Below are 23,312 nucleotides of genomic sequence, written 5' to 3'. Positions count from 1 at the left end.
CCTATTTCTGGGGGACTCATGACGGACCGTCGTTTCCTGTTCCTGCTCGGCAGCGGCCGGCTGGGCGGCAACACCGAACTCCTCGCGCGCCGGGCCGCCGAGCAGTTGCCCGAGAGGGTCGGGCAGGAGTGGGTCCGGCTCGCCGACCATCCGCTGCCCGACTTCCCCGACCTGCGTCACGACGAGGGCTACACCGCCCCCACCGACCCGAACTCCCGCCTCCTGCTGGACGCCACCCTCCGGGCCACCGACCTCGTCATCGCCTCGCCGCTGTACTGGTACTCCGTCTCCGCGCTCACCAAGCGGTACCTCGACCACTGGTCGGGATGGCTGCGGGTGCCCGGGATCGACTTCCGGGAGGTGATGGCCGGGCGCACCCTCTGGGGCGTCTCCGCCTACGCCGGTGACGCCTCGCGCGCCGAACCGCTCACCGGGACCCTCCACCACACCGCGGCGTTCATGCGGATGCGGTTCGGCGGGGTGCTGCTCGGCAACGGGACCGACCGCGAGGACGTCCTCAAGGACACCGAGGCGCTGGGGCGGGCCAAGGGCTTCTTCGCGGAGGAGGCACCGCTCGCCCGCTTCCCGCACGAGGCGGGGTGACGGGGACGGAGTGCCGGGGACGCGGCGTCAGGCCGTGATGTCCTTCGTCGTGAAGCGGGCCCAGGCCGCCGAGCCGAACACCGCCGCGTACAGGGCCTGGAGGCCCAGGTTCTTCTGGAGGTCGTCCCAGTAGACCGGCTCGCGCATGAGGTCGGCGAAGGACAGCCAGTAGTGGGAGAACAGGTACGGGTGGACGGCGTGGAGCTGGGGGATCTGGTCGACGATCTGGACCGTGATCAGCAGGCCGACCGTGGTCGCCATCGCCGCGATGCCGCTGTTGGTCAGGGTCGACACGAACAGGCCGAGCGCCGCCACGCCCATCAGGGACGCGGCCACCACGAGCGCTATCAGGAACGCCCGCCACAGGCCCTCGGAGAAGGTGATGCGGGTGCCCGAGATCGTCGTCAGATCGCCCAGCGGGAAGAGCAGCGCGCCGACCGCCAGCGCGGAGAGCGCCACGACCAGGGTCGCGATCAGGCAGAACGTCATCGTCGTCAGGTATTTGGTGAGCAGCAGGCGGGTACGGCCGGCCGGGGCGACCAGGAGGTAGCGCAGCGTCCCCGCGTTCGCCTCGCCCGCGATCGCGTCCCCGGCTATCACGCCCACCGCCATCGGCAGGAAGAACGGCAGGGTCGCCGCGAGGGCCGTGAACACCAGGAACAGGCCGTTGTTCGTGACCTGCGAGATGAACGCCGGGCCCTCTCCCCCGCCCCCACCGCCGGGGCCGGGCCCCGTCGAGCCGTCGCCCGTCTCGATCCGCACCGCGATGCCGACCAGCACCGGGACCGCCGCGAGCACGCCCAGCAGGGCCAGGGTGCGCCAGCGGCGCAGCGTGGTCACCAGCTCGCCGCGCAGCAGGCCCAGCGTCCACAGCGGGTTCGGTGCCCGCAGCACCGGAGCCGTCTCAGCCCGCGACATCGAATCCCTCTCCGGTCAGCTCCACGAACGCGTCCTCCAGGGAGGCCCGCCGCAGGGTGAAGCCGCGCACCCGGACGCCGGCGGCCACCAGCGCGGCGTTCACCTCCGCGAGGTCCCGCTCCGGGGGCTCGGCCGTGACCCGCTCGCCCTCCGCGGTGACCTCGGCGAGGCCCTCCTCCTTCAGCACGCGCGCGGCCTCCGCCGGGTCCGGTGTCGTCACCACCAGCCGGCCGCGCGTCCGCGCCGCCAGCTCCCGCACCTCGCCCTGCACGATCAGCCGGCCGCGCGCCATCACCGCCGCGTGCGTGCAGACCTGCTCGATCTCGTCCAGGAGGTGGGAGGAGAGGAACACCGTCGTCCCGTCCGCCGCGAGTTCTCTGATCAGGGCGCGGATCTCCCGCATGCCCTGCGGGTCCAGGCCGTTCGTCGGCTCGTCGAGCACCAGGAGGCGTCTGGGTTTCAGCAGCGCCGACGCGAGGCCGAGGCGCTGTTTCATGCCGAGGGAGTACGCCTTCGCCTTCTTGCCGGCGGCGGCCGTCAGCCCGACCCGCTCCAGCGCCGCCCCGACGCGCGCGGCCCGGGTGCGGGGATCGGCCGTCGGGTCCGCCGCGTCGTACCGGAGGAGGTTGTCCCGGCCGGACAGGAAGCCGTACAGCGCGGGCCCCTCGATCAGCGCGCCCACCTCCGGGAGGACCTCGCGGGCCGCGCCCGGCATCGGCCTGCCGAGCACCCTCGCGGTCCCCGAGGTCGGGGCGATCAGGCCCATCAGCATCCTGATGGTCGTCGTCTTCCCCGAGCCGTTCGGGCCGAGGAAGCCGAAGACGCTGCCCCCGGGGACCGTCAGGTCGAGGGAGTCGACGGCGAGCTGACCTCCCCGGAAGCGCTTCGTGAGGCCGTGGGTGTGGATCACCGAGGCGTCGGGGGCGGGGAGGGGGCCGGGACCGAGGCGGTCCGCCGGCTGCGGGACGGGGCCGCCGGGGTCCGCCGACTGCGGGGCGGGGCCGGAGTGGGCCGCCGGGAGTCGGTCCGGGCCCTCTTCGAGGCCCGGGCCCTTCTCCGGTCCCGGCTCCGCGGCCGGTGTCCGCGCTGTCGGCGGGTGTGGCATGGCTCCCCCGATCCGGTGACGACGCGGTGGCCGTCTCCCCGTAACCGTACTCAGTTGCCCTCGGCGGCCTTCACCAGGGCGTCCTTCGTGACCGCGCCGACGTAGACCTTGCCGTTGTCGGTGATCAGGGCGTTGACCAGGCGGGTGGAGAAGACGGTGCCCTTGCCGAAGTCGCCGGAGACCTTGTCGCCGAAGGAGTCGATGAAACCGCCGAAGGCGCCGGCGTCCGGGTGGTCGGCGGCGGGGACGCCTTCCGTGCCCGTGTCGTACGTGGCGATCGACGTCCAGCCCTTGCCCAGGACGTTCAGGCCCGTGAGGTCCTCGCCGAGGCCCTGCTTGCCGTTCTCCGTGTCGGGGGCGTCCTTGCCCTCGTCGCCGCGCAGCTCCTCGCCCTGGGTGACCTTGGCGCCCTTGGGCGGGGTGAAGTCGAAGGTGGAGGCGGCCGGCTTGGCGAAGCTGACCTGGGTGAAGCCGGCGTCGACGACGGCCGCGCCGCCGCTCCTCGGGGTGAGCGTGAACTTCAGGGGCAGGCCCGTCTCGGCGTCGACGGCGATGCTGATCGCGCCGACCGTCGTACCGGACTGCTTGGGCGTCACCAGCAGTTTGTAGGCGTCGCGGCCCGCGACGTGGACCGTGCCGTCGACCTTCACCGAGGTCGTGGGGTCGAGGGACTTCAGGGTCTCTTCCGTGAGGTCCTTGGGGGTCGCCGGGGCCTGCGACTGCTTGCGGGCCGCCTCGGAGAGCGTGGAGTGGTAGACCTCGTTCGACTTGCTGTCGTAGCCCCAGACGTCCTTGCCGTTGTGGACGAGGCTGTACTCCGCGGCGTTCTCCAGGAGGGAGAGCTTCTGCTTCTCGGGGCCGTCGGTGGCCACGCGCAGCGTGTGCGTGCCGGAGGCCAGCTCCATGAGCTTGGTGGAGGGGTCGGCGGAGGAGCCGTCCGAGGACTGGGTCGCGCCGGCGAGGAGGCCGCTCTCCAGGCCGCCGAGGTCGGGCAGGCCCAGGTCGGTGGTGATCTTGACGGTGCCGGAGAGCTGCTGGACGTCCGACGCGGCGACCTTGTCCAGGAGCTGCTGGGCCGTTATCCGCGGCAGGTCGGGGTCGCCGGAGTCGGCGAGGGCGGGGACGAGGCCGATGGTGGCGGCGGCCACGCCCACGACCGTCACCGGAACGACGTACCGCGCGGCCGTCCTGCGGCGGCGGGACCTCGCCTCGTCGGCGTCGGTGACGGGGGTCGGGGTCTCGTGGTCGTCGGTTGCGTTCGGTGCCATGTCTGCCTTACCTCCGTCGAGTTCGGCGGCCGGTGGGCACCTCCGCGCGCCCCACCCCTGACCGCCATTCTCACCCGAATCGGTGAGTCGTGGTCCTGTGTTCCGCATCCATCACACCAAACCGGACCAGTCCCCGGCGTCACCCCGCAGAGTCAACTCCGCGTACTCCTGGGGTATGACACGGCACTCCGGCGTCCCGTAGTCCCCTAGGGGGTCGCGTCGTCGTACCTGGTGGTGAGGGCGGGCGGAACGCAAGCCGGATCAGGGGTTTGACCTGCGGATATACGGAGCCCTAGCCGGCCCGGTGGACCACCGCGTCGCACATCTCCACGAGGGCGAGTTTCGCGTCGCAGTCGGGGAGGGGGGACAGGGCGGAACGGGCTTCCTCGGCGTAGCGGACCGTGTCGCGGCGGGCCTGTTCGAGGGCGGGGTGGGCGCGCAGGGCGGCGAGGGCCTCGGCGTGACGGGTGTCGTCGGTGAGGTCGGAGTCGAGGAGTTCGCACAGGGCGACGTCCTCGGCGAGGCCGAGCCGGGCGGCGCGCTCGCGCAGGCGCAGGACCGGGAGCGTGGGGATGCCCTCGCGCAGGTCCGTGCCGGGGGTCTTGCCGGACTCGTGGGAGTCGGAGGCGATGTCGAGGACGTCGTCCGCGAGCTGGAAGGCGACGCCGAGGCGTTCGCCGTACTGCGTGAGGACGTCGACGACGGTCTCGTCCGCGCCGGAGGTCATCGCGCCGAAGCGGCAGGAGACGGCGACCAGGGAGCCGGTCTTGCCGGCGAGGACGTCGAGGTAGTGGTCGACCGGGTCGCGGCCGTCGGTGGGCCCCGCGGTCTCCAGGATCTGGCCGGTGACGAGCCGTTCGAACGCCTCGGCCTGGATGCGGACGACCTCGGGCCCGAGGTCGGCGAGGATCTGGGACGCGCGCGCGAAGAGGAAGTCACCGGTGAGGACGGCGACGGAGTTTCCCCAGCGGGCGTTGGGGCTGGCCACCCCGCGCCGGACCTCGGCCTCGTCCATGACGTCGTCGTGGTACAGCGTGGCGAGGTGGGTGAGTTCGACGCCGACCGCCGACGGCACGACACCGGGCGCGTACGGGTCGCCGAACTGCGCGGAGAGCATCACCAGCAGTGGCCGGAATCGTTTGCCCCCGGCGCGCACGAGGTGCTGCGCGGCCTCCGTGATGAAGGGGACCTCGCTCTTGGTGGCTTCGAGCAGGCCCTCCTCGACGGCCGCCAATCCGGCCTGGACATCGGCTTCCAGTGCCTGGTCCCGCACGCTCAGCCCGAACGGCCCGACGACGGTCACGAGGGATCTCCTGTCTGCTGTTGCCCACGGGCGAATGTTGGCGATTACACGGTTTGTCGATAGGTCGCTGCCCTCACTCAAGTCAGCGTATCCGGTCACGTTTCGATCACCGATAGCCCCCACGGTTACAGCACGGGCGCTATCGGATCACGCCCGTTATGCATCCGATCGACCAATAAGACACGTCATATTCAGACATAAATACCTTGTGTCCATTTTGCCGTTATTGCTATTTCGTGAGTTGAGTCACGGGCACTTTCTTCACCCACCCTCCCCCGCACCCCTCCTCCGCCGTTCCCCCGTTGGCCAGTTGACGCTTGGCGATCGCAAAGGATCAAGCACCCCATACGCCTCAGGCAGAGGTCAATAGGGACGAGATGTGAATCCGGCACTTGTTCCGGACATGTGCTCTCGCATACGTTCCGCCGGGTCGGGCGGACGCCTAATCCTGCCGCCGCCCTTCACCACCCCATCGACGAACCACTCGCGTACGGCAGGAGCGGGGGACCCAGGTAGTACGCCGCACCGGACACGCTCCGGGACGGCTAGGGGTGAAGCCGTGCCACCTCCCCGGTGGACCGGCCGGGCACCTCCCCGCCCGAACCCGACAGCTCACCTCGCAGGCGCCGGAGAGGAACACCGCCATGCCTGCAATCCGCAAGAAGCGTCTCGCCCGAGCCCTCGCCGTCGCCGCCACCGGCACGGCCCTGCTCGCCCTCCCGATCGTCGGCGCGACCAGCGCGTCCGCCGCCGGCGGCACCTCGTCGACCACGGTCGCCGGGTACCCGAACACCCTGGACGGCTGGATTCGCGAGTCCCTCGCGATCATGGCCCAGAAGGGCATCCCGGGCAGCTACGACGGCATCTACCGCAACATCATCCGCGAGTCCTCCGGCAATCCCTGGGCCATCAACAACTGGGACTCCAACGCCGCCGCCGGGACGCCCTCCAAGGGCCTCCTCCAGGTCATCGACCCGACCTTCCAGGCGTACCACGTCTCCGGGACCGCGTACGACCCGTACGACCCGGTCGCGAACATCACCGCCGCGTGCAACTACGCGGCGGCGGTGTACGGGTCGATCGACAACGTGTTCGGCGCGTACTGACCGTCCCTGTGGGAGCCCCGGTTTCGGATCGGGGCTCCCTCGGCGTCCGTACCGGCCCTCCAAGGGCTCGCGTTACGGAAACATCCGTTCAAGAACGGTCGCCACACCGTCCTCCTCGTTCGAACCGGTGACCTCGTCGGCCACCGCCTTGAGCTCCGGGTGCGCGTTCGCCATCGCGACCCCGTAGGCCGACCACTCGAACATCGGGATGTCGTTCGGCATGTCCCCGAAGGCGACCGTGTCCTCCGGGGCGACCCCGAGGCGCTCGGCGGCCAGCGCGAGACCCGTCGCCTTCGTGACACCGCTCGGCTGGAGCTCGACCGTGCCGGGCCCCGACATCGTGACGGTGGCGAGCGAACCGACCGCCGCGCGCGCGGTGGCCGCCAGTTCGTCGTCCGTGAGCGCCGGGTGGCGCAGGAGCACCTTGCTGATCGGCTCGCACCAGAGATCCTCGCGACGGCCCACGCGCAGCGCCGGGAGCGTCGGGTGCGGCATCAGGTAGCCCGGTTCGATCAGCGTCAGCCCGTCCACGCCGTCCTGGTCGACGGCGGCGTACACCTGGCCGACCTCCGCCTCGATCTTGCCGAGCGCGGTCTCCGCGAGTTCGCGGTCGAGCGTGACGGACCACAGCAGGCGGTCCGCGCCGGCGTCGTACACCTGCGCTCCCTGGCCGCACACCGCGAGCCCTCTGCCGCGCAGGATCTCCAGCAGGGGGCGCACCCGGGGGGCCGGGCGGCCGGTCACCACCAGGTGCCGCGCGCCGGCCTCCACGACCCGCTGGAGGGCGTTCAGCGAGCGGTCGGAGAAGGTGTCGTCGGCGCGGAGCAGCGTGCCGTCCAGGTCGGTGGCGACGAGGGCGTACGCGCGCGTGCCGGAAGCGGGGGTGGTGGGTGCGGCCATGATCAGAGAATACGGACCGCACCGGCCCCGGGAGGCCCGACCGACCGGCTCGCCCCGGCCCGCGCCCGCCACAGGCCCACGACCTCCGGGAGCACCCGCGAATCGGCCACACGTCGCCCCGCGCGGGAGGGCCGGAAACCGGTCGCCCGGCAGGGGAACGGGCACCCGCGCGGAGAGACCGGTTCACCTGGCGCGCGCACGCGCAGGAGGGCCGGTTCGCGAAACCGCCCTCCCGCGCGGGGCGACGGCGGCGTCCTTCCGGCGGCCCGGTGGCCCTCCGGGGTGACGTTCGTCATCGAACTGCCATCGAATTCCCAACGCTTCTGCGAAGACTGCACCGGTTGGCAACAACATGAGCCGCTATCTACCGCGGGCCCTGTCTGGAGGGGTACGGTCCAGGTGTCCAGGGGGGACTTGATCGGGGGGTCAGGTTGAACAGTGGGCGCATTCGTGTGCTGCGCGCGCAGGAGTTGGGCGAGGGGGAGCGGGAGCGCTGGCGTGCGCTGCGCGCCGTGTCGCCGGCCCCGCGCAATCCGTTCATGGAACCGGAGTTCGTCGAGGCCGTGGGGCGCGTACGGGCGCGTGCGCGGGTCGCGGTGGTGTACGAGGGGCGTGAACCCGTCGGGTTCCTCCCCCACGAGCGCGGTCCGCTCGGTATGGGCCAGGCCCTCGCGCACGGCGTCTCGGACGCCCAGGGCGCGATCCTGGCGCCCGGACTCGGCCTGGACACCGCCGAGTTGATGCGGGCCTGCGCCCTGTCGAGCTTCGCCTTCGACAACCTGGAGGCGGAACAGGCCCTGTTCGTCCCGCACGCCGCCGCCGAGTACCCGGCCTATGTCATCGACGTCGAGAAGGGCTACGAGACCTACGAGTCGGTGCTGCACGGCCAGTCGCCGAAGTTCCTGCGGACGACACTGGCGAAGGAACGCAAACTGGGCCGCCAGGCGGGCGAGTTGAGGTTCGTGTTCGACGAGCGGGACCCGGCCGCGCTGCGCGCGCTCATGGCCTGGAAGTCCGCGCAGTACCGCCGCACCGGCCGCCGCGACCGGTTCGCGCAGGAGTGGATCACCCGCCTGGTCGGGCTGCTCGCGCAGACGCGCGCCCCGGAGTGCGCCGGCACGCTCTCGGTCCTGTACGCCGGTGAGCGCCCCGTCGCCGCGCATTTCGGGCTGCGCTCGTCGACCGTGCTGGCCTGCTGGTTCCCGTCGTACGACACGGAGTTCGCGAAGTTCTCGCCGGGGCTCGTGCTGCATCTGCGGATGGCCGAGGCGGCGGCGGCCGAGGGGATCGGCACGCTCGACCTCGGGCGGGGCGCCGCCGAGTACAAGGACGCGCTGAGGACCGGGGAGATCCCCGTGTACGAGGGGGCGTGGACGCGGCCGGGGATGGGGTCGGCGCTGTACTGGCTGAGCCGGGAACCCTCGCGCCGGGCACACCACTTCGTGCGCGGGCGCCCACGGCTCGCGAGCACCGCCGCGCGGGTGCTGAAGGGTGCCGGGCGGCTGCGGGGCGGGGCCGGTGGAGGGTCGGCCGGGGGGTCTGCCGGAGGGGCGACCGGGGGATCGGCCGAGGGATCAGCCGGGGGGTTCGACAAGAAGGGTGCCTGACAGGGACGCCTGGCAGGTGTCTCCGAACATCAGGGGGGTTCATGTCCCGTACGACCCGTACGTCTCAGGTACGGGCCGAGATACGGCGGTTCCTCGCCGTGCGGCCCGTCCAGATCGCCGAGGTGGACCTGACCGGCACGGAGGCCGGGGCGGGGGCCGGACCGGGGGTCGCCTCAGGAGCCGCTTCAGGGGCCGGTTCAGGGGTGACCCTGAGACCGGGGCCGGGCAGTCCGCCCGTGGCCTCGGGGCCGGTGTTCGCCCTGGTCCGCCGGGAGGGGCGCCCGGTGGGCACGGTCCTCGGGGAGATCCCGGAGGGGGCGGACCCGAAGGCGGTGCTCACGGAACTGGCGGAGCGGCTCGTCGCCGACTCCCCCTCTCCGTACGCCGGTTCACCGCCGTACGGCTCCCCGCCCGCCCCGCCGCCGTACACCACCGTCGTCATCGCCACCCGTGAGCGGGCCGGGAAGCTGGTGCACGCGCTCGATTCGATGCTGGCGCAGGATCATCCGCGGTTCGAGATCGTGGTGGTGGACAACGCGCCGGTGACGGAGGCGACGCGGGAGCTGATACGGGAGAAGTACGCCGAGCGGGTGAGGTACGTGTGCGAGCCGGTGCCGGGGCTCGCGGTCGCGCACAACCGGGGGGTGGCCGTGGCACGCGGGGAGGTCGTCGCGTTCACGGACGACGACGTCGTCGCCGATCCTCGCTGGCTCACCGAGCTGACCTCGCCGTTCGCCTCGGACCCGGGGCTCGGCTGCGCGACGGGGCTGATCCTCCCGGCCCGGCTGGGCACCCCGGCCCAGGTCCTCCTGGAGAGCCACGGCGGCTTCTCGAAGGGGTTCGCGCCGAGGACGTACGACCCCGCCGAACCGCCCGCCGACCAGCCCCTGTTCCCCTTCACCGCCGGGCGGTTCGGGTCGGGGGCCAGCATGGCGTTCCGTACCGGAGTACTACGGGAGGCAGGCGGGTTCGACCCGGCGACCGGGGCCGGGACCCTGGCGCGCGGGGGCGACGACCTGTACGGCTTCGTCAGGGTCCTGGCTCTCGGGTACCGGCTGCACTACACGCCGTACGCCGTCGTCTGGCACCACCACCGGGAGACCTGGCGGGACCTGGAGACACAGGCGTACGGGTACGGGGCGGGGCTGGGCGCGTATCTGACGGCGGTCCTGGTCAACAGCCCCGGTCTGCTGCCGGCGTTCCTCGCACGGCTGCCCAAAGGAGTCGCCTACGCACGGGAGTTGACGGCTCGGCGGGAGCCGGAAGGGGCGGGGGAAGTGGCCGCGGTGGAGCGGGCGTCGGGGCGGGGGGTGCCGGTCGAGGGCGGCGGGGCGGGGGCGTCTCCCGGGGATGGCTCGGGGGTGCGCTCCGGGGGGTCCTCGGGGGTGTCGTCAGGGGCGGTGCCGGAGGCGTTGGCAGGGGCGCCGGGAGCGTTGTCGGGGGTGCCCTCAGGGGCGCTCTCGGGGGCGCGGCCGGTTCCTGTCGGGCCCGGGAAGCACGGGGTTCGGGACCATCCGTGGCCGCGTCGGCTCTCGCGGCTCCAGCGGCGCGGGATGCTCTACGGTCCGGTCGGTTATCTGCGGGCGCGGTGGGCGCTGCGCGGGGCTCGGGGAGGGGCGCGGTGAGCGGCGGCGAGGGTGTCATACCCGTGTTCCTGTATCACGCCGTGATGGACGAACCCCCGGACTGGATCGCGGAGTTCACGGTGTCGCCGAAGCTGTTCGGGGCGCATCTCGACGCGGTCGTCGACAGCGGCCGGACCCCGGTCACGATCAGTGCCCTCGCCGAATTCCTGGCCGGGCGGGCGGAGTTGCCGCCGAGACCGGTGCTGCTGACGTTCGACGACGGGTTCGCGGACCTGCCGGGGCCGACCGCCGAGGCGGTGTTCTCGCGAGGGCTCACCGCGACCGCGTACCTCACGACCGGGGCCATCACCCCGGGAGAGCGCAGCCTGTTGCCGCCCGCGCCGATGATGCCGCTGGGCGGGGTCGTGGAGCTGGAGCGGGCCGGCATGGAGATCGGCAGCCACACCGTCACGCACGCGCAGCTCGACACGCTCGCGCCCCGGGACCTCGCGCACGAACTGCGGCACTCCCGGGCGGTGTTGGAGGACACCCTCGGGCATCACGTCCGCCATCTGGCGTACCCCCACGGCTACAACGACCGCCGGGTGCGGCGGATGGCCGCGGCGGCGGGGTACGAGACCGCGACCGCCGTACGGCACGCGCTCAGTTCGGAGCGGGACGAGACGCACCGCATCGCGCGGCTGATCGTGCGGCGGACCCATACCGTCGGGGACGTCCGGGACTGGCTCTCGGGCAGGGGGGCGCGAGTCGCTCCGTACCGGGACGCGCCCCGGACGGTGGCGTGGCGGTGGTACCGGAGGGGGCGGGCGGCGGTGCGGGGGCCTGTGTTCGCGGGGTGAGTGCGCGGGGGTGGTGAGGAGGGGTACGGGAGATCCCGTACCCCTCAGGTATCAAGGGACCTCCCGTACCTCTCAGGTACCAGGGGATGTCCCGTACCCCTCCCGTACCGCTCCCCCCGTGCCGCTCCCCCCCGTACCGCTTGCCTCGGCTCACTTCAGGGGCTGGTTCAGGTACGGGTCCGAGACGGCCTTGCGCAGGCTCGACCATGCCCGGGAGTTGGCCACGGCGAGGTCGCAGTGCGGGCCGGGGTCACGGTAGTTCCACTGGAGGGCCGCCTTGACGCCGGTCAGCTTCTTGAGGACCGAGGGGACCTGGGCGTACCAGTCGGCCTGGCGGCCGGGGCGGGTCGGGTCGTTCGCGGTGCCGAACTCGGAGAGCATCAGCGGTTTCTCGTCGGAGATGTTCGCGCGCACCCAGTCGTGCGTGGCCTGCTGGGTCTGGGCGAAGGAGAGCCAGCCGGCCTTGTGGCACTGGTAGTAGTTGTACTGGTTGTAGGCGACCCAGTCGACGTAGTCGTCGCCCGGGTACATCCGCTTGATGAGGTCGGCGTGGCCGAGGTACCCGGTGGTGATCCAGGTCCACACGACGTTGGTGACGCCGAGTTCCCGGAACCGGTCGTGGATGTGCCGGTAGGCCCGTACGTAGTCCTCGGGAGTTCCGCTGGCCGGGGTACGGGTGTCCATCTCCAGGTCGAAGGAGAGGAAGACCTTCTTCCCGTACGACTTGAGGCGTTCGGCCTGGACGTCGATGACGGACTCGTCGAGGTCGCCCGCCGCGATCTGTTTCCACGTGGGCTGCTGGGCCGCCGTACCGCCCCACACCTTGCTCTCCCAGGAGAGCAGCAGGAGGCGGTCCTTGCCGACCCGGCGTTCCTCGTCGGTGAGCAACTGCCCTTCCCTGCGCTCCCCTTGGGGCAGGGACATGTCGTGGTAGGTGTAGACGATGTCGAGGGGGCGGCCGATCTGCCTCTCGTACGCCTTCACCTTCTCGGGCAGGTCGTCCTTCGCGTGCGGCACGAACGCCCCGAACCAGGCGCCGCAGGGCGGTTCCAGCAGGGCCGTCGGAGCGCACCGGCCGCCCTGCGTGGAGGGGCGGGAGCCGCCCCAGTCCTTGTCGTCGGAGGAGTGGTCCCGCAGGAGGAGTACGGCGGTGAGGCTGACGCAGGCGGTGAGGGCGGCGGTGAGCGCGAGGCGCCGGGGGCGGGGGTTGCGCCGTCCCCGGTGGCGTCCGTGAGGGGCCGAGGTACTACGGGTACTACGGGTGTCGCGGGGTGCGGGCGTACGGGAGCCGGGGGTGCGCTGTCCCGTGATACCCGGGCGGTACTCGTGGCGTCGGAGGGGATGTCGTAAACGGTGGAGCCACCTCACAGGGCAGTACCTTTCGCAGTCCTCGGCGGGGAGGCGCGCAGACGCGGGCAGAACGCCGCGACGGTGGTCAGCAGCGTGAGCGTGAGCAGGACGCGCTGCGCGCTGAAGGCGTGTGTGGCGATGAACACCGTCCCGACGATCAGGGCGGCGGACACGCTCACGAAGACGGTCAGCATCAGCCGCTCCAGCAGGTCGGAGTGGCGTTCGAAGGCCGGGTCCCGGCGTTCGACGGGGCCCTCGGCGGGCCGCGCCGCGAGCGCGGGCCCGCAGATTCTGACCAGGGCCGCGCCCGGCCCCGCCGCCAGGAACAGCACGACGGCGGCGCCTCTGAGGGGCGAACCGCCGGGCAGCGCGAGGGAGCTGACGGCGAGCCAGCCGGCGAGCGGGGCCGCCGAGCGGACGGCGAGTTCCTGCGGGGTCATCGGGCCGTCTCCTTCAGCACGTACGCGACCCCCGCGTCGTTGGCGGCCACCCGTTCGAAGAGAGGTGACGCGGCGACGGAGGTGCGGATGCGGTCCAACTGGGCTTTCGTGAGGAGGCCGTTCATCTCCGAGTCGGCGTACTGGCCCTGGGTGAGGACCAGATAGGCGCGGGCCGGGGAGTCCACGGCGGACATGTCGCTCGCGAGCGTCGCGGCGGGGTCCGCGAGGATCTTCTGGACGTGGGCGCGGGAGTCGTCGAGGAACCAGTAGTGGTCGACGCGCCAGTAATCCTCGTACGCCAGCGGGTAGTTGCGGTCGGCGGCGACGACGAGGGAGCCGTCCGGGGCGCGGTCGAAGACCTGCTGGAGGAGGTGGACCTCGGCGGGCGGGAAGTAGCTGATGCGGTCCTTGCCGGAGTAGCTCGGGACGAACGCGAGGGTGCCGGCGAGCAGGGCCGCGAGCGGGAGCCAGGTGTAACGGCGTTGTGTCGCACGGGGGTTGAGTTCCGTGGCGGTGAGGGTGCGGACCTGGGGCATGAGGGCCGCCGCCGCGAAGAACGCGGCGCCGGGGAGCATGAACATCAGGACGCGGAAGATCATCTCGCTGCCGTAGCTGCTCGCCGCGAACATCGGGAGCGGGGCGACGGCGAGCAGGAGGAGCGGGAACGCCCGGTGGCGCAGGACCGGTTGGCGCCAGGCGCCGAACGCGGCGAGCAGGATGACCGACGCCGACAGGAGGCGGGCGGCCCAGGAGGTCGCGATCGCGCCGGTGCCGGTGGGGGTGGCGCCGTAGCCCGTCTCGACGTTGCCGCCGATGTCGCCGACCGAGCGGAGCATGTCGGGCATCGTCGCGGAGAGGAAGGGCAGGGCGGCGGTGAGGCACCAGGCGAGGAAGATGACGACCGTGGTGACGAGCGGCATCTTGTCGCGGTAGCGGCGGGCGAAGAAGAGGACCGCCAGGGAGATCACCAGCATGCCCGGGGTGAGCTGGTGGGAGATGACGATCGCGACGACGAGGAGGGTGAGGACGACGGTCCACACGGCGGCGCGGGGGTGGTCGTCGGGGGTACGGGGGGTGGCGTACCTCCGGAGTACTACGGCGAGGACCCCCAGGTGGAGCGCGAAGGCGACGGACTGGGGGGAGAAGTAGTCCTGGCCCACCCAGTTGGCTATGCAGAAGAGCCATACCGCCGTCCAGACCAGCCGCCTGTCCTCGGTGAACGTGCGGAAGATCAGCAGCAGGGGGAGCAGGAGGAGCAGGCTGGAGACGAGGGGCCACCACGCCATGAACTGGGCGGCCGAGTCGACGCCGAGGAGGCGTACGAGGGTGGCCTGCGCGGCGAAGAAGCCGGGCCACTGGTCGTAGACGGCCATGTCCCCGAGGGCGTCCGAGCCCTGGAGGCGGCCGGCGGTGAGGAGGTGGTCGATCACCGCGTCGTGTTTCCACGCCCACGCGTACAGGGGGGTCGGGTACAGCACCGCCTGCGTCGCCCGCTCCATCACGAGGAGGCCGACGACATAGGCGGGCGCCCAGGCCGGGTGCCTGCGGCCGGAGTTGACCAGCGTGGACCAGAACCCCGCGGTCAGCACGACGAGTCCGGCCCAGAACGTCGGATGCAGCGCCGTGACCAGCCCGAAGTCGTCCAGCCCGCTGACGTCCGTGTGCCGCACGGCGTACGCCCACAGCCCCAGCGCCCCCACCAGCCCCGCCGCCGGCCACAGCGCCGAGTGGTACCAGGGGCGCGCGGGCGGGAGGTCGGCGAGATCGGTCACCGGGTCCTCGGCGAGGGGGGCGGGAGGGTCGGCGAGGGCGGTGCCGGGGGCGGCCACCCCTAGGGGACCTCCGGGGTTCGGCGCGGGGGGTGTCGTACCCCCTGAGGGACTTACGGGGTACGACGCCGTATCCCCCGAGGGACCTACGGGTCCCCCCTCGGACGACACCGGCTCCCCCGCAAGTCCCACGCCCCCGCCGTCCACGCCCCCGGAACCCCCCGCGACCCACCGCCCCACGGCCCCCGCCGCCAACTGCCCCTCCACCCCGGACCGTTCCCCCGTCCCGGACCGCTCCCCCGCCCCCGACTGCCCCGCGGCCTCGGGCCACCGGACGACCCGCGCCCGCCCGCCCTCCACGGCCGCCTGCGCGACCGGCTCCCCGGCGCCCCCCGGCACCCCGCCGCCCCGCCCGCTCCCGGCACCCCAGAGCCTCCGCGTCCCCTCGGGCACGCCGGCCCCCCGCTCCTCGGGGCCCGATCCCGGCGCCGGGGACGAGTCGGTCCTCGGTGATGACGACTCGGCGCTCTGGGAGCCCCGGTCGGGTTCTGGTTCGGTTCTGTGGATCGGCGGACGCACGACGGTTCCCCCCTGGCGTTCGGCGTTGGTCAGGTGTGGTCGGTGTCGGTGGACGGTGGTGCCCGGTGGAGCGAGAGGAGCAGGGCGAGGAGGAAGACGGCGGCGAGGGACGGCGGCGCCACGGGCGCGAGCGGCTCTCGCCACGCCCAGCCCCCCAGGGCGGCGAGATACAGGAGCCCCCAGCGCGCCGTCCACGGCAGTCGCAGCCGCTCCCCCAGCCGGGCGAGGACCTGCGACAGCGCGACGAGACACAGGAGTTGGCAGACCGGCGGCGCCCATCTGAGCAGCGGCTCGGGGCCGGCGAGCCCCATCGCCTCCGCGAGGAATCGCGCCGTTTCCGTATAGAACGTCCCGCCGACCGCCTCCGGTTCCCGTCCCAGCGAGACCGGTACGGCGTACAGCGCGAGCACCACCGCGCCGAGCACCGTCCCCGGCAGCCACGGGTCACGCCGCAGACAGAGCGTCACCGAGACGACGTACAGCAGAAGGAGTACGAGCCCCGCGACGAGGGCCGTCACCGGCAGCGCGTCGAGCATCGCCCGCCCGGTGACGGACCCGGACGACGGAATCGTCCCCGTCATACCCGTAGACCCCGTCATACCCGTAGTACTCAAGTACCGCAGCCACGGCAGCTCCCACACCCCCACCACGAACCCCACGACGGCGGCCACCAGCCCCGCCCACACCCCGCCCCGCAACCACCGCTGCCCGGCCTCCGACCACAACCCCCGCGCCGCGTACGCCGGTTCGGCCCCGCCCCTCACGGCGCCCCCTACGCCACCCCCTTGGCCGTCCCCTTCGCCGTCCCCCTTGAGAGGCACACCCCCCACCGGCCCCGAGGAGGACTCGGAGGACGCCCCCGACGACAGCTCGGAGAACGAACCCGGAGACCCCCCGGAGACCCCGTACCCCCCGTCACCGGCCCCGGCCCCCTCGCCCGCCCGTGCCCCCCGAGGCCGGACGATCACGGCCAGCGTGTCCGCCTCCAGCGCCTCCCGCTCGAACCCCGGCCGCCCGATGAACAACGGCACGGTGTCCTCGTCCGCGACGGCGGCCCGCCGCGCCCAGCTCGGCCCGTACCCGGCGCTCGCCCCGTACCCGGCCGCGGCACCCAGCCGATGCGCGGGCCCGTCGGCCACCGCGGAACCCCCCGGAACCGGAACCGGGGCACCGCCGGCCCCCGAGGACCGCCCCGCATCCGAGGAACCGCCCCCCGCGAGCCCACCCCGGCCGGCGAGCCCGCCCCGGCCGGCGCGCGCACCCGGGCCCGCGAGCCCGCCCCCCTCCGAGGCCCCGGCCCGCTCACCCCCCGCCGCCCCCGGCCGCAACGCGGACCGCAGCCCCACCACCGAGAACACCGCGATCAGCGTCATCCCGAGCAGCACCGCCCACCCGGCCCCCGCGATCCCCGCACTCCCGAAGAGCACGGCCGCGCTCCCCAGCACCAGCGTGCACATCGCCCCCTGGAGCGCGGCCAGCATCCCCGTGCGCCCCTGTACCCGTAGTACCCCGATGTACAGCTCGACGACGACCCGCGGCAGCGCACCGAGGGCCAGCAGCCGGAGCACCGTGGTCCCGTGCTCGGCGTAGTCCTCGTCGAACGGCGTGAGGATCTGCGGGGCGAACGCGACCAGCACGAGTACTACGGGTACGAGAAGCAGCGTCATCCGGCGCAGCGCGCCCCGGACCCCGTCGGCGAGATGGCGGGGGTCGTGGGAGGCGTGGGCGGTGAGGGAGGAGGCCATGTTGATGGCCATGAACTCCATCGTCCCGCCGACGGTGTAGGCGACGTAGAAGTAACCGTTCTCCGCGGCGCTGAACCGCACCGCGACCATCACCGGCAGCAGGTTGATCATCGCGAGGCTGAACAGCGCGCCCAGCGAGTCGCCCGCGAGGAAGCGGCCCATCTCCCGCAGCCGGGGCGGCTCGACGTGCCGGTCGGCGGCCTGCTGGCGCGGGATCAGTCGGCGGAAGATCAGCCAGCCGAGCGGCAGCGTGGAGAAGGCGATGGCGGCGGCCCAGGAGACGAAGATGCCGAGCGCGGGCAGCGCGGTCGCGAACGCGGCGAGCAGGATGAGCTTGCCGACGGAGAACACGGCGTTACCGACCGGCACCCACAGCGCCTTGCGCAGCCCCGTCAGCACCCCGTCCTGGAGCGTCAGCAGCGCCCACGCCACGCACGCGACGACGAACGCGGCGCCCGCGGCGGGCGTCCCGAGCGGCGCGTACGAGTCGCCCCACAGGTCGAGCGTCAGCAGGAAGACGACGGCGGCGATCGCGACGACCACCGAACTCGCCGCGTACGCGCGCCACACGAGCGAGCCGGTCGCGCGTCCGGCACGCGGGACGAACCGGACGACGGCGCCGATCATCGTCGTCGCGGTGATGCTGGCGAGCAGCCGCATCGCGGCGATGGCGGCGGAGCCCTGTCCGACGGCCTCCTCGGAGTAGTAGCGGGCGGCGACCAGCCAGAACCCGAGCCCGAGGACGGCGGAGACGCCGGTGCTGAGCATCAGGAAGTAGGCGTTCCTGAAGAGCGAGTCGGGGCCCCCGCGCGCGGGTTCGCCGTCCGGCTCCCGCCGCGCGGCGACCGCCTCGCGTTCCTGCGTGTCCGTCACGGCCGGCCGCCTCCGGGAAGCCCGCCCGCCGGCCACGGCCCCGGCCCGTCCACCGGCCGTGGACCCTCTGGCCGTGGACCCTCTCCGCCCGCCGGCCCCGCGCCCGGCCCGTCCGCCGGCCGTACCCCCGCCGCCCCCAGCGCCTCGATCACCTCGCGCGCGCGGAGCGGGTCGACCGGCAGGGCGTGCCGGGCGAACCAGCGGGCGCCGGTGGGGTCCGGGGAGACGTCGGTGAAGTCGGCGCCCGCGTAGTCGTCCAGCGGCGGGTCGTACAGGTAGCCGACGACGATCCCCCGGCGCGCGAGCGCCTCCCGTGCGGCGTCCCGGTCCTCGACGAACAGGGGGACGCGGAACAGGGGTTGCGGCGGCCCGTCGCCGTGCGCGCGGGCCCAGGGCGTCGCGAGAAGGCGTTCGGTGCCTTCCCGGCAGGCCGTCAGGACGCCGTCCAGCCGGTCCAGCTTGCGGCCCACGCGCGCGAGGCGGCGGGTGCCGGCGCGCAGGCGGTAGTCGTGCATGTCGACGCGGACCCAGGGGTCGTACGCGTCGAGGCCCTGGACGGCACGGGCGAGTTCCGCCGCGCGCAGCGGCATCCGGATCTCCTCGCGCTCCATCCTCCCGAGGAGCCTGAGGGTCGCCCAGGCAGCCTTCCGCAGGCCCAGCCCGCGGACGGCGGCCTCGGCGTACGGCCGTACGGTGTACGCCAGTTCGGCCGTGGTCCGCGCGGGGAGCAGCAGGTCCTCGCGGGCCTTCTCCAGGGCGTCGCGCAGACCGGAATCCGCGCAGGCGAGGAAGCCGCCCGCCTTCGCGCCGACGTGCTTGGACAGGCTGAACACCGAGGCGTCGCCCCACGCGCCGACCGGCCTGCCGCCGGTCTCGCTGCCGATCGCGTGCGCCCCGTCCTCGAAGAGCGGGATGCCCAGGGCGTCGCACTTCGCGCGCAGGCGCGGGCTGTCGTCCGGGTTGCCGTACAGGTTCGTCGTGAGGACGGCGGACAGGGTGCCCCAGGTGGTGTCCGGGACGGCGTCGACGTCGATCGCGGCGTCCAGCGGCCGTAACGGGGCCTGGACGGGTCTCAGGCCCGCCGCGAGCACCACGAAGAAGATCACGTCGTCGTTGACCGGCGACATCAGGACCCGTCCGCCGGGCGGGCACCAGTGGCGCAGCGCCACGTACAGCCCGAACCGGCACGACGGGACGTACACGCATTCCCGGCCGAGTCTGCCGCGCATCGTGGCTTCCAGCCGCGCGAGCCGGTCCGTCTCCCCGGTCCCGCTCGGCCGTACGCCACGACGCGCCGACCCCAGGCCGGCCTCCCCTTCGGCCATCCGCCCCCCAGATGCGCCCGGCGAGAGCCCCCTCCCCGAGGCCCTCCAGCACCCGCCCAGAGTCTCCCCGTTCGCACCGCTCCGTCAAGATTGCGTCCCAGCCTGTGGATAACTTCCCGTATCCCACCGAAACTACCCTGGTGCGCCGACTGGGCGGTTGTGGACCATGTGGGCGCGGGCCCCGCCGTCCGGGGTGGGGCGCCCGCGCGCGGTGGCGGCCGTCCTCAGGGCCGGGATGGCCGGCCGAAGGGCTGACGGTGCCGGGGGTGCGCGGTCATACTTGCGGCGGAGGGGTGGTACGGCCGGGGACCGGCCGGGCCGGTGGGGGACGCCGGCCGCCGACACCGCCCGCGCGCTCCACGCACCACACAGCCTCACGCACCACAGCCGCACGCACCACAGGCTCCACGCACCGCAGGCCGGGACGGCTCCCGTCGGCCCGTCGTGCACGCCCCGCCGCTTCGTCGCCCGAGCAGAATCCGGAAACCGTGGGATGACCTTCTGTCTGCTGCTCCTGAGTGCCGTCGGACTGACGGCCGCCCTGCCGGTGCCGCGCGCGCTGACGCGGGCGCGGTGGCCGGAGCGGGAGCCGGTGGTGGGGCTGTGGGTGTGGCAGTGCCTGGTGGCGACGGTGCTGCTGTGCTGCGTGACGGCGCTGACGCTGGGCGTCGCGGCCGTCTTCCACACGGTCCGTACGCAGCTCTTCGCGCCCGCGCCCCGGGAGGTGACGGAGGCGTACGACCTGTCGGCCGCGCCGGTGTGGACGGTCGTCCTGACGCTGCTGCTGGCGTGCGGGGCCGCCTGGACGACGGCGATGCTGGGGCGCGAGGTGGTCGAGGCGCGGCGGCGCCGGGTGCGGGAGCGGGCGCTGCTGCGGGAGCGGGCGCCGGATCTGCCGGCGGGGCTGCCGTCGGCGCGCGGGCCCCTGCTGGTCCTTGAGGACGAGTACCCGGACGCCTGGTGGCTGCCCGGCAGCCCGCCTCAGCTGATCGTCACGACCGGCGCGCTGAACCGGCTCACCGCGCATCAGCTCGACGCCGTCCTCGCCCACGAGAAGGGGCACGCCCGCGCGCGCCACGACTGGCTGCTGCACCTCTCGACGGCGCTCGCGACCGGCTTCCCGCGCGTCCCCCTCTTCTCCCACTTCTGCGACCAGACCCACCGCCTGGTCGAACTCGCCGCCGACGACGCCGCGTCCCGCCGCTGCGGCCACCTCACCACCGCGCTGGCCCTGATCGAACTGAACCAGCACCGGGGCGTCCTGTCCTGCGCCTCCAGCAACCGCCTCCTCGGCGAACGCGTCGACCGCCTCCTCCAGCCGCCCCCACGCCTCCTGCGCCGGCACCGGGCCCTGACGACGACGGTGGCGGCGCTGGTGCCGTTGCTGCCGCTGCTGATCCTGTTCGCACCGGGGTTGAGGGCGTTGGCCTGAGCCGGGGGCACGGGCGTTGGCGGGGAGCGGGGTCGCGGGCGTTGGCCTGGAACGGGGTCGCGGGCGTTGACGTGAGCACGGGGCGAGGGCATCGGCCTGAGCACGGGGCGAGGGCATCGGCGTAGCTGGGAGCCGAGGGCGTCGGCGTGGAGCGGGGTCGCGAGCGTTCACGTGGGCCGGGAGCCGAGGGCATCGGCGTGAGCTGGAAGTCGCGGACGTTGATGTGACCGGGAGCCCAGGACGTCGGCGGGGCCGAGAGCCGAGGGCACCGGTATGGCGCGGCCCCCGAACTCCCCCCGCCCTACGTCCAGTCCGGCTCCTCCTCCACCTCGCCCCAGAGGTCGTCGCCCCCAGTGGCCCCGGCACTCCCCGCGCCCGCGCTCCCAGCTCCCGCCGCCGACCCCGAACCGCCTCGCGACCCCGAACCGCCCCTCGAAGCCGCGCTCCTCCCCGAGCCGCCGCCCGAAGTGGACCCGCCGCCGAACCCGCCACCGGTGCCGGAACCACCCCCGGCACCACTCAGGCCACCACCCCCGGCACCGCCCGCCGAAGCCCCCGCTCCCCCCGCACCCTCCGGCGCCTCCCCCAGCTCCGCCAGAGCCGCCACCACCCCTTCCCCATAGGTCGCGAGCTTCTTCTCCCCCACCCCGCTGATCCCCGCCAGATCCCGCACGGACGACGGCCACACGGAGACGATCTCCCGCAGCGTCGCGTCGTGGAAGATGACGTACGCCGGAACGCCCTGCTCCCGCGCCTGCTCGGCCCGCCACGCGCGCAGCGCCTCGAACGCGGGCTGGAGCTGGGCGGAAAGTTCCACGACGGGCGCCTTGGACTTGCCGCTCCTGCCGGACGGGGACGAGGTCTTCGCCGTGGGCGCCCGCTTCGGCTCCTTGCGCAGCGGCACGTCCCGCTCGCGCCGCAGCACGGTCCCGCTGGCCTCGGTCAGCACCAGCGTCCCGTACTCCCCCTCGACCGCGAGCAGCCCCTGCGCGAGCAACTGGCGGATGACGCCTCGCCATTCGCCGTCGGAGAGGTCCTGGCCGATGCCGAAGACGGAGAGCTGGTCGTGGTCGAACTGGATGACCTTGGCGCTGCGCTTGCCGAGGAGGATGTCGATGATCTGGACGGCCCCGAACTTCTGCCCCCGCTCGCGCTGGAGGCGGACGACGGTGGAGAGGGCCTTCTGCGCGGCGACCGTGCCGTCCCACGTCTCCGGCGGGGTCAGGCACGTGTCGCAGTTGCCGCAGCCCGCCGCGTCGGGCGTCTGCCCGAAGTAGGTGAGGAGCTGGCCGCGCCGGCACTGGGCGGTCTCGCAGAGCGCGAGCATCGCGTCGAGATGGGACTGCGCGCGGCGCCGGAACGCCTCGTCCCCCTCGCCGGACTGGATCAGCTTGCGCTGCTGGATGACGTCGTTCAGGCCGTACGCCATCCAGGCCGTGGACGGCTGGCCGTCGCGCCCCGCGCGGCCCGTCTCCTGGTAGTACCCCTCGACGGACTTCGGCAGGTCGAGGTGGGCGACGAAGCGGACGTCCGGCTTGTCGATGCCCATGCCGAAGGCGATCGTCGCGACGACCGTCAGCCCCTCCTCGCGCAGGAAGCGGGACTGGTGCCTGGCGCGGGTGCCCGCGTCGAGGCCCGCGTGGTACGGGACGGCCGCGATGCCGTTGGCCGTGAGGAACTCGGCGGTCTTCTCGACCGAGTTGCGCGAGAGGCAGTAGACGATGCCGGCGTCTCCCGCGTGCTCCTCGCGCAGGAAGGACAGGAGCTGCTTCTTGGGGTCGGCCTTGGGGACGATCCGGTACTGGATGTTGGGGCGGTCGAAGCTGGCGACGAAGTGCCGGGCGGCCGGCATGCCGAGGCGCTCGACGATCTCCCGGTGCGTCGCGTCCGTGGCCGTCGCCGTCAGGGCGATGCGCGGGACGTCCGGCCAGCGTTCGCCGAGGAGGGAGAGGGCCAGGTAGTCGGGGCGGAAGTCGTGGCCCCACTGGGAGACGCAGTGCGCCTCGTCGATCGCGAAGAGGGCGATCTTGCCGCGCGAGAGCAGCTCCAGCGTGCTCTCCAGGCGCAGCCGCTCGGGGGCGAGGTAGAGCAGGTCCAGCTCGCCGGCGGCGTACTCCGCCTCGACCAGGCGGCGTTCGTCGAAGTCCTGGGTGGAGTTGACGAACCCGGCCCGCACGCCGACCGCGCGCAGCGCGTCCACCTGGTCCTGCATGAGCGCGATGAGCGGTGAGACGACGATCCCGGTGCCCGGTCTGACCAGCGCGGGGATCTGGTAGCACAGCGACTTCCCGCCGCCGGTCGGCATCAGCACGACCGCGTCACCGCCGCCGATCACCTGGTCGACGATCGCCGCCTGCTCGCCCCGGAAGCTGTCGTACCCGAACACCCGGTGCAGCGTCGCGAGCGCCTCGTTCTCCCCTGCCTCTGCCCCTGCCACCGCTTCCGCCACCTCTGCCGCCTCCGCCATCGCGCCGATCCCGCCCGTCGTCCCTTGAACCACTGCCTCCACGTGCCCTCCACGATAGGGCCCCGCACCGACAGCCACGGAGTTATCCACAGGCCGC

At 73.1% G+C, this 23,312-nt stretch carries 17 protein-coding genes and 1 riboswitch; of the genes, 6 read left to right on the top strand and 11 right to left on the bottom strand.

Features of this window, described 5'->3' with window-relative positions; genetic code table 11:
- Positions 1-18: 18 nt before the first annotated feature.
- Positions 19-603, top strand: a complete 585-nt coding sequence (locus tag ABZX85_RS18375; RefSeq protein ID WP_355869138.1) for an NAD(P)H-dependent oxidoreductase — start codon at positions 19-21, stop codon at positions 601-603.
- A gap of 27 nt (positions 604-630) precedes the next feature.
- Here the strand turns inward: ABZX85_RS18375 and ABZX85_RS18370 are convergent, their stop codons facing one another.
- The 4 genes from ABZX85_RS18370 to ABZX85_RS18355 all read right to left on the bottom strand — a co-directional run bounded on the left by ABZX85_RS18370 (position 631) and on the right by ABZX85_RS18355 (position 5,197).
- A complete protein-coding gene (locus ABZX85_RS18370) occupies positions 631-1,521 on the bottom strand; it encodes an ABC transporter permease (protein ID WP_355869135.1) in 891 nt (296 codons plus the stop codon).
- A complete protein-coding gene (locus tag ABZX85_RS18365) occupies positions 1,508-2,626 on the bottom strand; it encodes an ATP-binding cassette domain-containing protein (protein ID WP_355869132.1) in 1,119 nt (372 codons plus the stop codon). Before ABZX85_RS18365 ends, ABZX85_RS18370 begins: the two co-directional genes overlap by 14 nt.
- Before the next feature lie 50 nt (positions 2,627-2,676).
- The gene (locus ABZX85_RS18360) at positions 2,677-3,894 is read right to left on the bottom strand and encodes a DUF2092 domain-containing protein (protein ID WP_355869129.1); all 1,218 of its coding nucleotides are present in this window, start codon (positions 3,892-3,894) and stop codon (positions 2,677-2,679) included.
- A 292-nt stretch (positions 3,895-4,186) separates the two neighbouring features.
- Positions 4,187-5,197: a polyprenyl synthetase family protein gene (locus ABZX85_RS18355; RefSeq protein WP_355869126.1), complete on the bottom strand. Its 1,011-nt coding sequence runs from the start codon at positions 5,195-5,197 to the stop codon at positions 4,187-4,189.
- 463 nt (positions 5,198-5,660) lie between these two features.
- Positions 5,661-5,836: riboswitch (cyclic di-AMP (ydaO/yuaA leader) on the top strand.
- Between the two features lie 5 nt (positions 5,837-5,841).
- Here ABZX85_RS18355 and ABZX85_RS18350 point away from each other — a divergent pair.
- Positions 5,842-6,303 carry a transglycosylase SLT domain-containing protein gene (locus tag ABZX85_RS18350; RefSeq protein WP_355869123.1) on the top strand — a complete coding sequence of 154 codons (462 nt, stop codon included), beginning with the start codon at positions 5,842-5,844 and terminating at the stop codon, positions 6,301-6,303.
- Between the two features lie 72 nt (positions 6,304-6,375).
- On the opposite strand, the gene ABZX85_RS18345 is transcribed toward ABZX85_RS18350, so the two are convergent.
- Positions 6,376-7,203 (bottom strand): HAD family hydrolase, encoded by an 828-nt coding sequence (locus ABZX85_RS18345; protein WP_355869120.1) that lies wholly within the window; start codon positions 7,201-7,203, stop codon positions 6,376-6,378.
- Between the two features lie 431 nt (positions 7,204-7,634).
- On the opposite strand from ABZX85_RS18345, the gene ABZX85_RS18340 reads away from it, so the two are divergent.
- The 3 genes from ABZX85_RS18340 to ABZX85_RS18330 are packed head-to-tail and all read left to right on the top strand — an operon-like array spanning position 7,635 to position 11,235.
- Complete coding sequence (locus tag ABZX85_RS18340; protein WP_355869117.1) at positions 7,635-8,810, top strand: GNAT family N-acetyltransferase; 1,176 nt, start codon at positions 7,635-7,637, stop codon at positions 8,808-8,810.
- A gap of 41 nt (positions 8,811-8,851) precedes the next feature.
- The gene (locus tag ABZX85_RS18335; RefSeq protein WP_355869114.1) at positions 8,852-10,435 is read left to right on the top strand and encodes a glycosyltransferase; all 1,584 of its coding nucleotides are present in this window, start codon (positions 8,852-8,854) and stop codon (positions 10,433-10,435) included.
- Between the two features lie 23 nt (positions 10,436-10,458).
- A complete protein-coding gene (locus ABZX85_RS18330; RefSeq protein ID WP_355869111.1) occupies positions 10,459-11,235 on the top strand; it encodes a polysaccharide deacetylase family protein in 777 nt (258 codons plus the stop codon).
- A gap of 150 nt (positions 11,236-11,385) precedes the next feature.
- Here the strand turns inward: ABZX85_RS18330 and ABZX85_RS18325 are convergent, their stop codons facing one another.
- From ABZX85_RS18325 to ABZX85_RS18305, 5 genes are all read right to left on the bottom strand, one after another.
- Complete coding sequence (locus ABZX85_RS18325) at positions 11,386-12,603, bottom strand: glycosyl hydrolase (RefSeq protein ID WP_355869108.1); 1,218 nt, start codon at positions 12,601-12,603, stop codon at positions 11,386-11,388.
- Entirely contained in the window at positions 12,600-13,025 is a 426-nt protein-coding gene (locus ABZX85_RS18320; protein WP_355869105.1) for a hypothetical protein, read from the bottom strand. The genes ABZX85_RS18325 and ABZX85_RS18320 overlap by 4 nt, the downstream gene beginning before the upstream one ends.
- Complete coding sequence (locus ABZX85_RS18315; RefSeq protein ID WP_355869102.1) at positions 13,022-15,247, bottom strand: glycosyltransferase; 2,226 nt, start codon at positions 15,245-15,247, stop codon at positions 13,022-13,024. Before ABZX85_RS18315 ends, ABZX85_RS18320 begins: the two co-directional genes overlap by 4 nt.
- A gap of 155 nt (positions 15,248-15,402) precedes the next feature.
- Positions 15,403-17,991 (bottom strand): lipopolysaccharide biosynthesis protein, encoded by a 2,589-nt coding sequence (locus tag ABZX85_RS18310; protein ID WP_355869099.1) that lies wholly within the window; start codon positions 17,989-17,991, stop codon positions 15,403-15,405.
- Complete coding sequence (locus ABZX85_RS18305) at positions 17,988-19,220, bottom strand: DegT/DnrJ/EryC1/StrS family aminotransferase (protein WP_355869941.1); 1,233 nt, start codon at positions 19,218-19,220, stop codon at positions 17,988-17,990. The genes ABZX85_RS18310 and ABZX85_RS18305 overlap by 4 nt, the downstream gene beginning before the upstream one ends.
- A 589-nt stretch (positions 19,221-19,809) precedes the next feature.
- Here ABZX85_RS18305 and ABZX85_RS18300 point away from each other — a divergent pair.
- Positions 19,810-20,748 carry a M56 family metallopeptidase gene (locus tag ABZX85_RS18300; RefSeq protein WP_355869096.1) on the top strand — a complete coding sequence of 313 codons (939 nt, stop codon included), beginning with the start codon at positions 19,810-19,812 and terminating at the stop codon, positions 20,746-20,748.
- Between the two features lie 301 nt (positions 20,749-21,049).
- Here the strand turns inward: ABZX85_RS18300 and recQ are convergent, their stop codons facing one another.
- Positions 21,050-23,215 (bottom strand): DNA helicase RecQ, encoded by a 2,166-nt coding sequence (gene recQ, locus ABZX85_RS18295; protein WP_355869939.1) that lies wholly within the window; start codon positions 23,213-23,215, stop codon positions 21,050-21,052.
- Positions 23,216-23,312: the final 97 nt, after the last annotated feature.

The sequence above is a fragment of the Streptomyces sp. NPDC004539 genome (assembly GCF_040610055.1).
GTDB lineage: Bacteria > Actinomycetota > Actinomycetes > Streptomycetales > Streptomycetaceae > Streptomyces.
The sequence above is the reverse complement of the archived record's forward strand: the minus strand, read 5'-3'. Positions and strand labels throughout refer to the sequence as shown.

Excerpts from the sequence above, each read along its gene's own strand:
- ABZX85_RS18370 (WP_355869135.1), bottom strand. The coding sequence starts at position 1,521 with ATGTCGCGGGCTGAGACGGCTCCGGTGCTGCGGGCACCGAACCCGCTG.
- ABZX85_RS18300 (WP_355869096.1), top strand. The coding sequence starts at position 19,810 with ATGACCTTCTGTCTGCTGCTCCTGAGTGCCGTCGGACTGACGGCCGCC.
- ABZX85_RS18360 (WP_355869129.1), bottom strand. The coding sequence starts at position 3,894 with ATGGCACCGAACGCAACCGACGACCACGAGACCCCGACCCCCGTCACC.
- ABZX85_RS18335 (WP_355869114.1), top strand. The coding sequence starts at position 8,852 with ATGTCCCGTACGACCCGTACGTCTCAGGTACGGGCCGAGATACGGCGG.
- ABZX85_RS18350 (WP_355869123.1), top strand. The coding sequence starts at position 5,842 with ATGCCTGCAATCCGCAAGAAGCGTCTCGCCCGAGCCCTCGCCGTCGCC.
- ABZX85_RS18365 (WP_355869132.1), bottom strand. The coding sequence starts at position 2,626 with ATGCCACACCCGCCGACAGCGCGGACACCGGCCGCGGAGCCGGGACCG.
- ABZX85_RS18305 (WP_355869941.1), bottom strand. The coding sequence starts at position 19,220 with ATGCGCGGCAGACTCGGCCGGGAATGCGTGTACGTCCCGTCGTGCCGG.
- ABZX85_RS18375 (WP_355869138.1), top strand. The coding sequence starts at position 19 with ATGACGGACCGTCGTTTCCTGTTCCTGCTCGGCAGCGGCCGGCTGGGC.
- ABZX85_RS18320 (WP_355869105.1), bottom strand. The coding sequence starts at position 13,025 with ATGACCCCGCAGGAACTCGCCGTCCGCTCGGCGGCCCCGCTCGCCGGC.
- recQ (WP_355869939.1), bottom strand. The coding sequence starts at position 23,215 with ATGGCGGAGGCGGCAGAGGTGGCGGAAGCGGTGGCAGGGGCAGAGGCA.
- ABZX85_RS18345 (WP_355869120.1), bottom strand. The coding sequence starts at position 7,203 with ATGGCCGCACCCACCACCCCCGCTTCCGGCACGCGCGCGTACGCCCTC.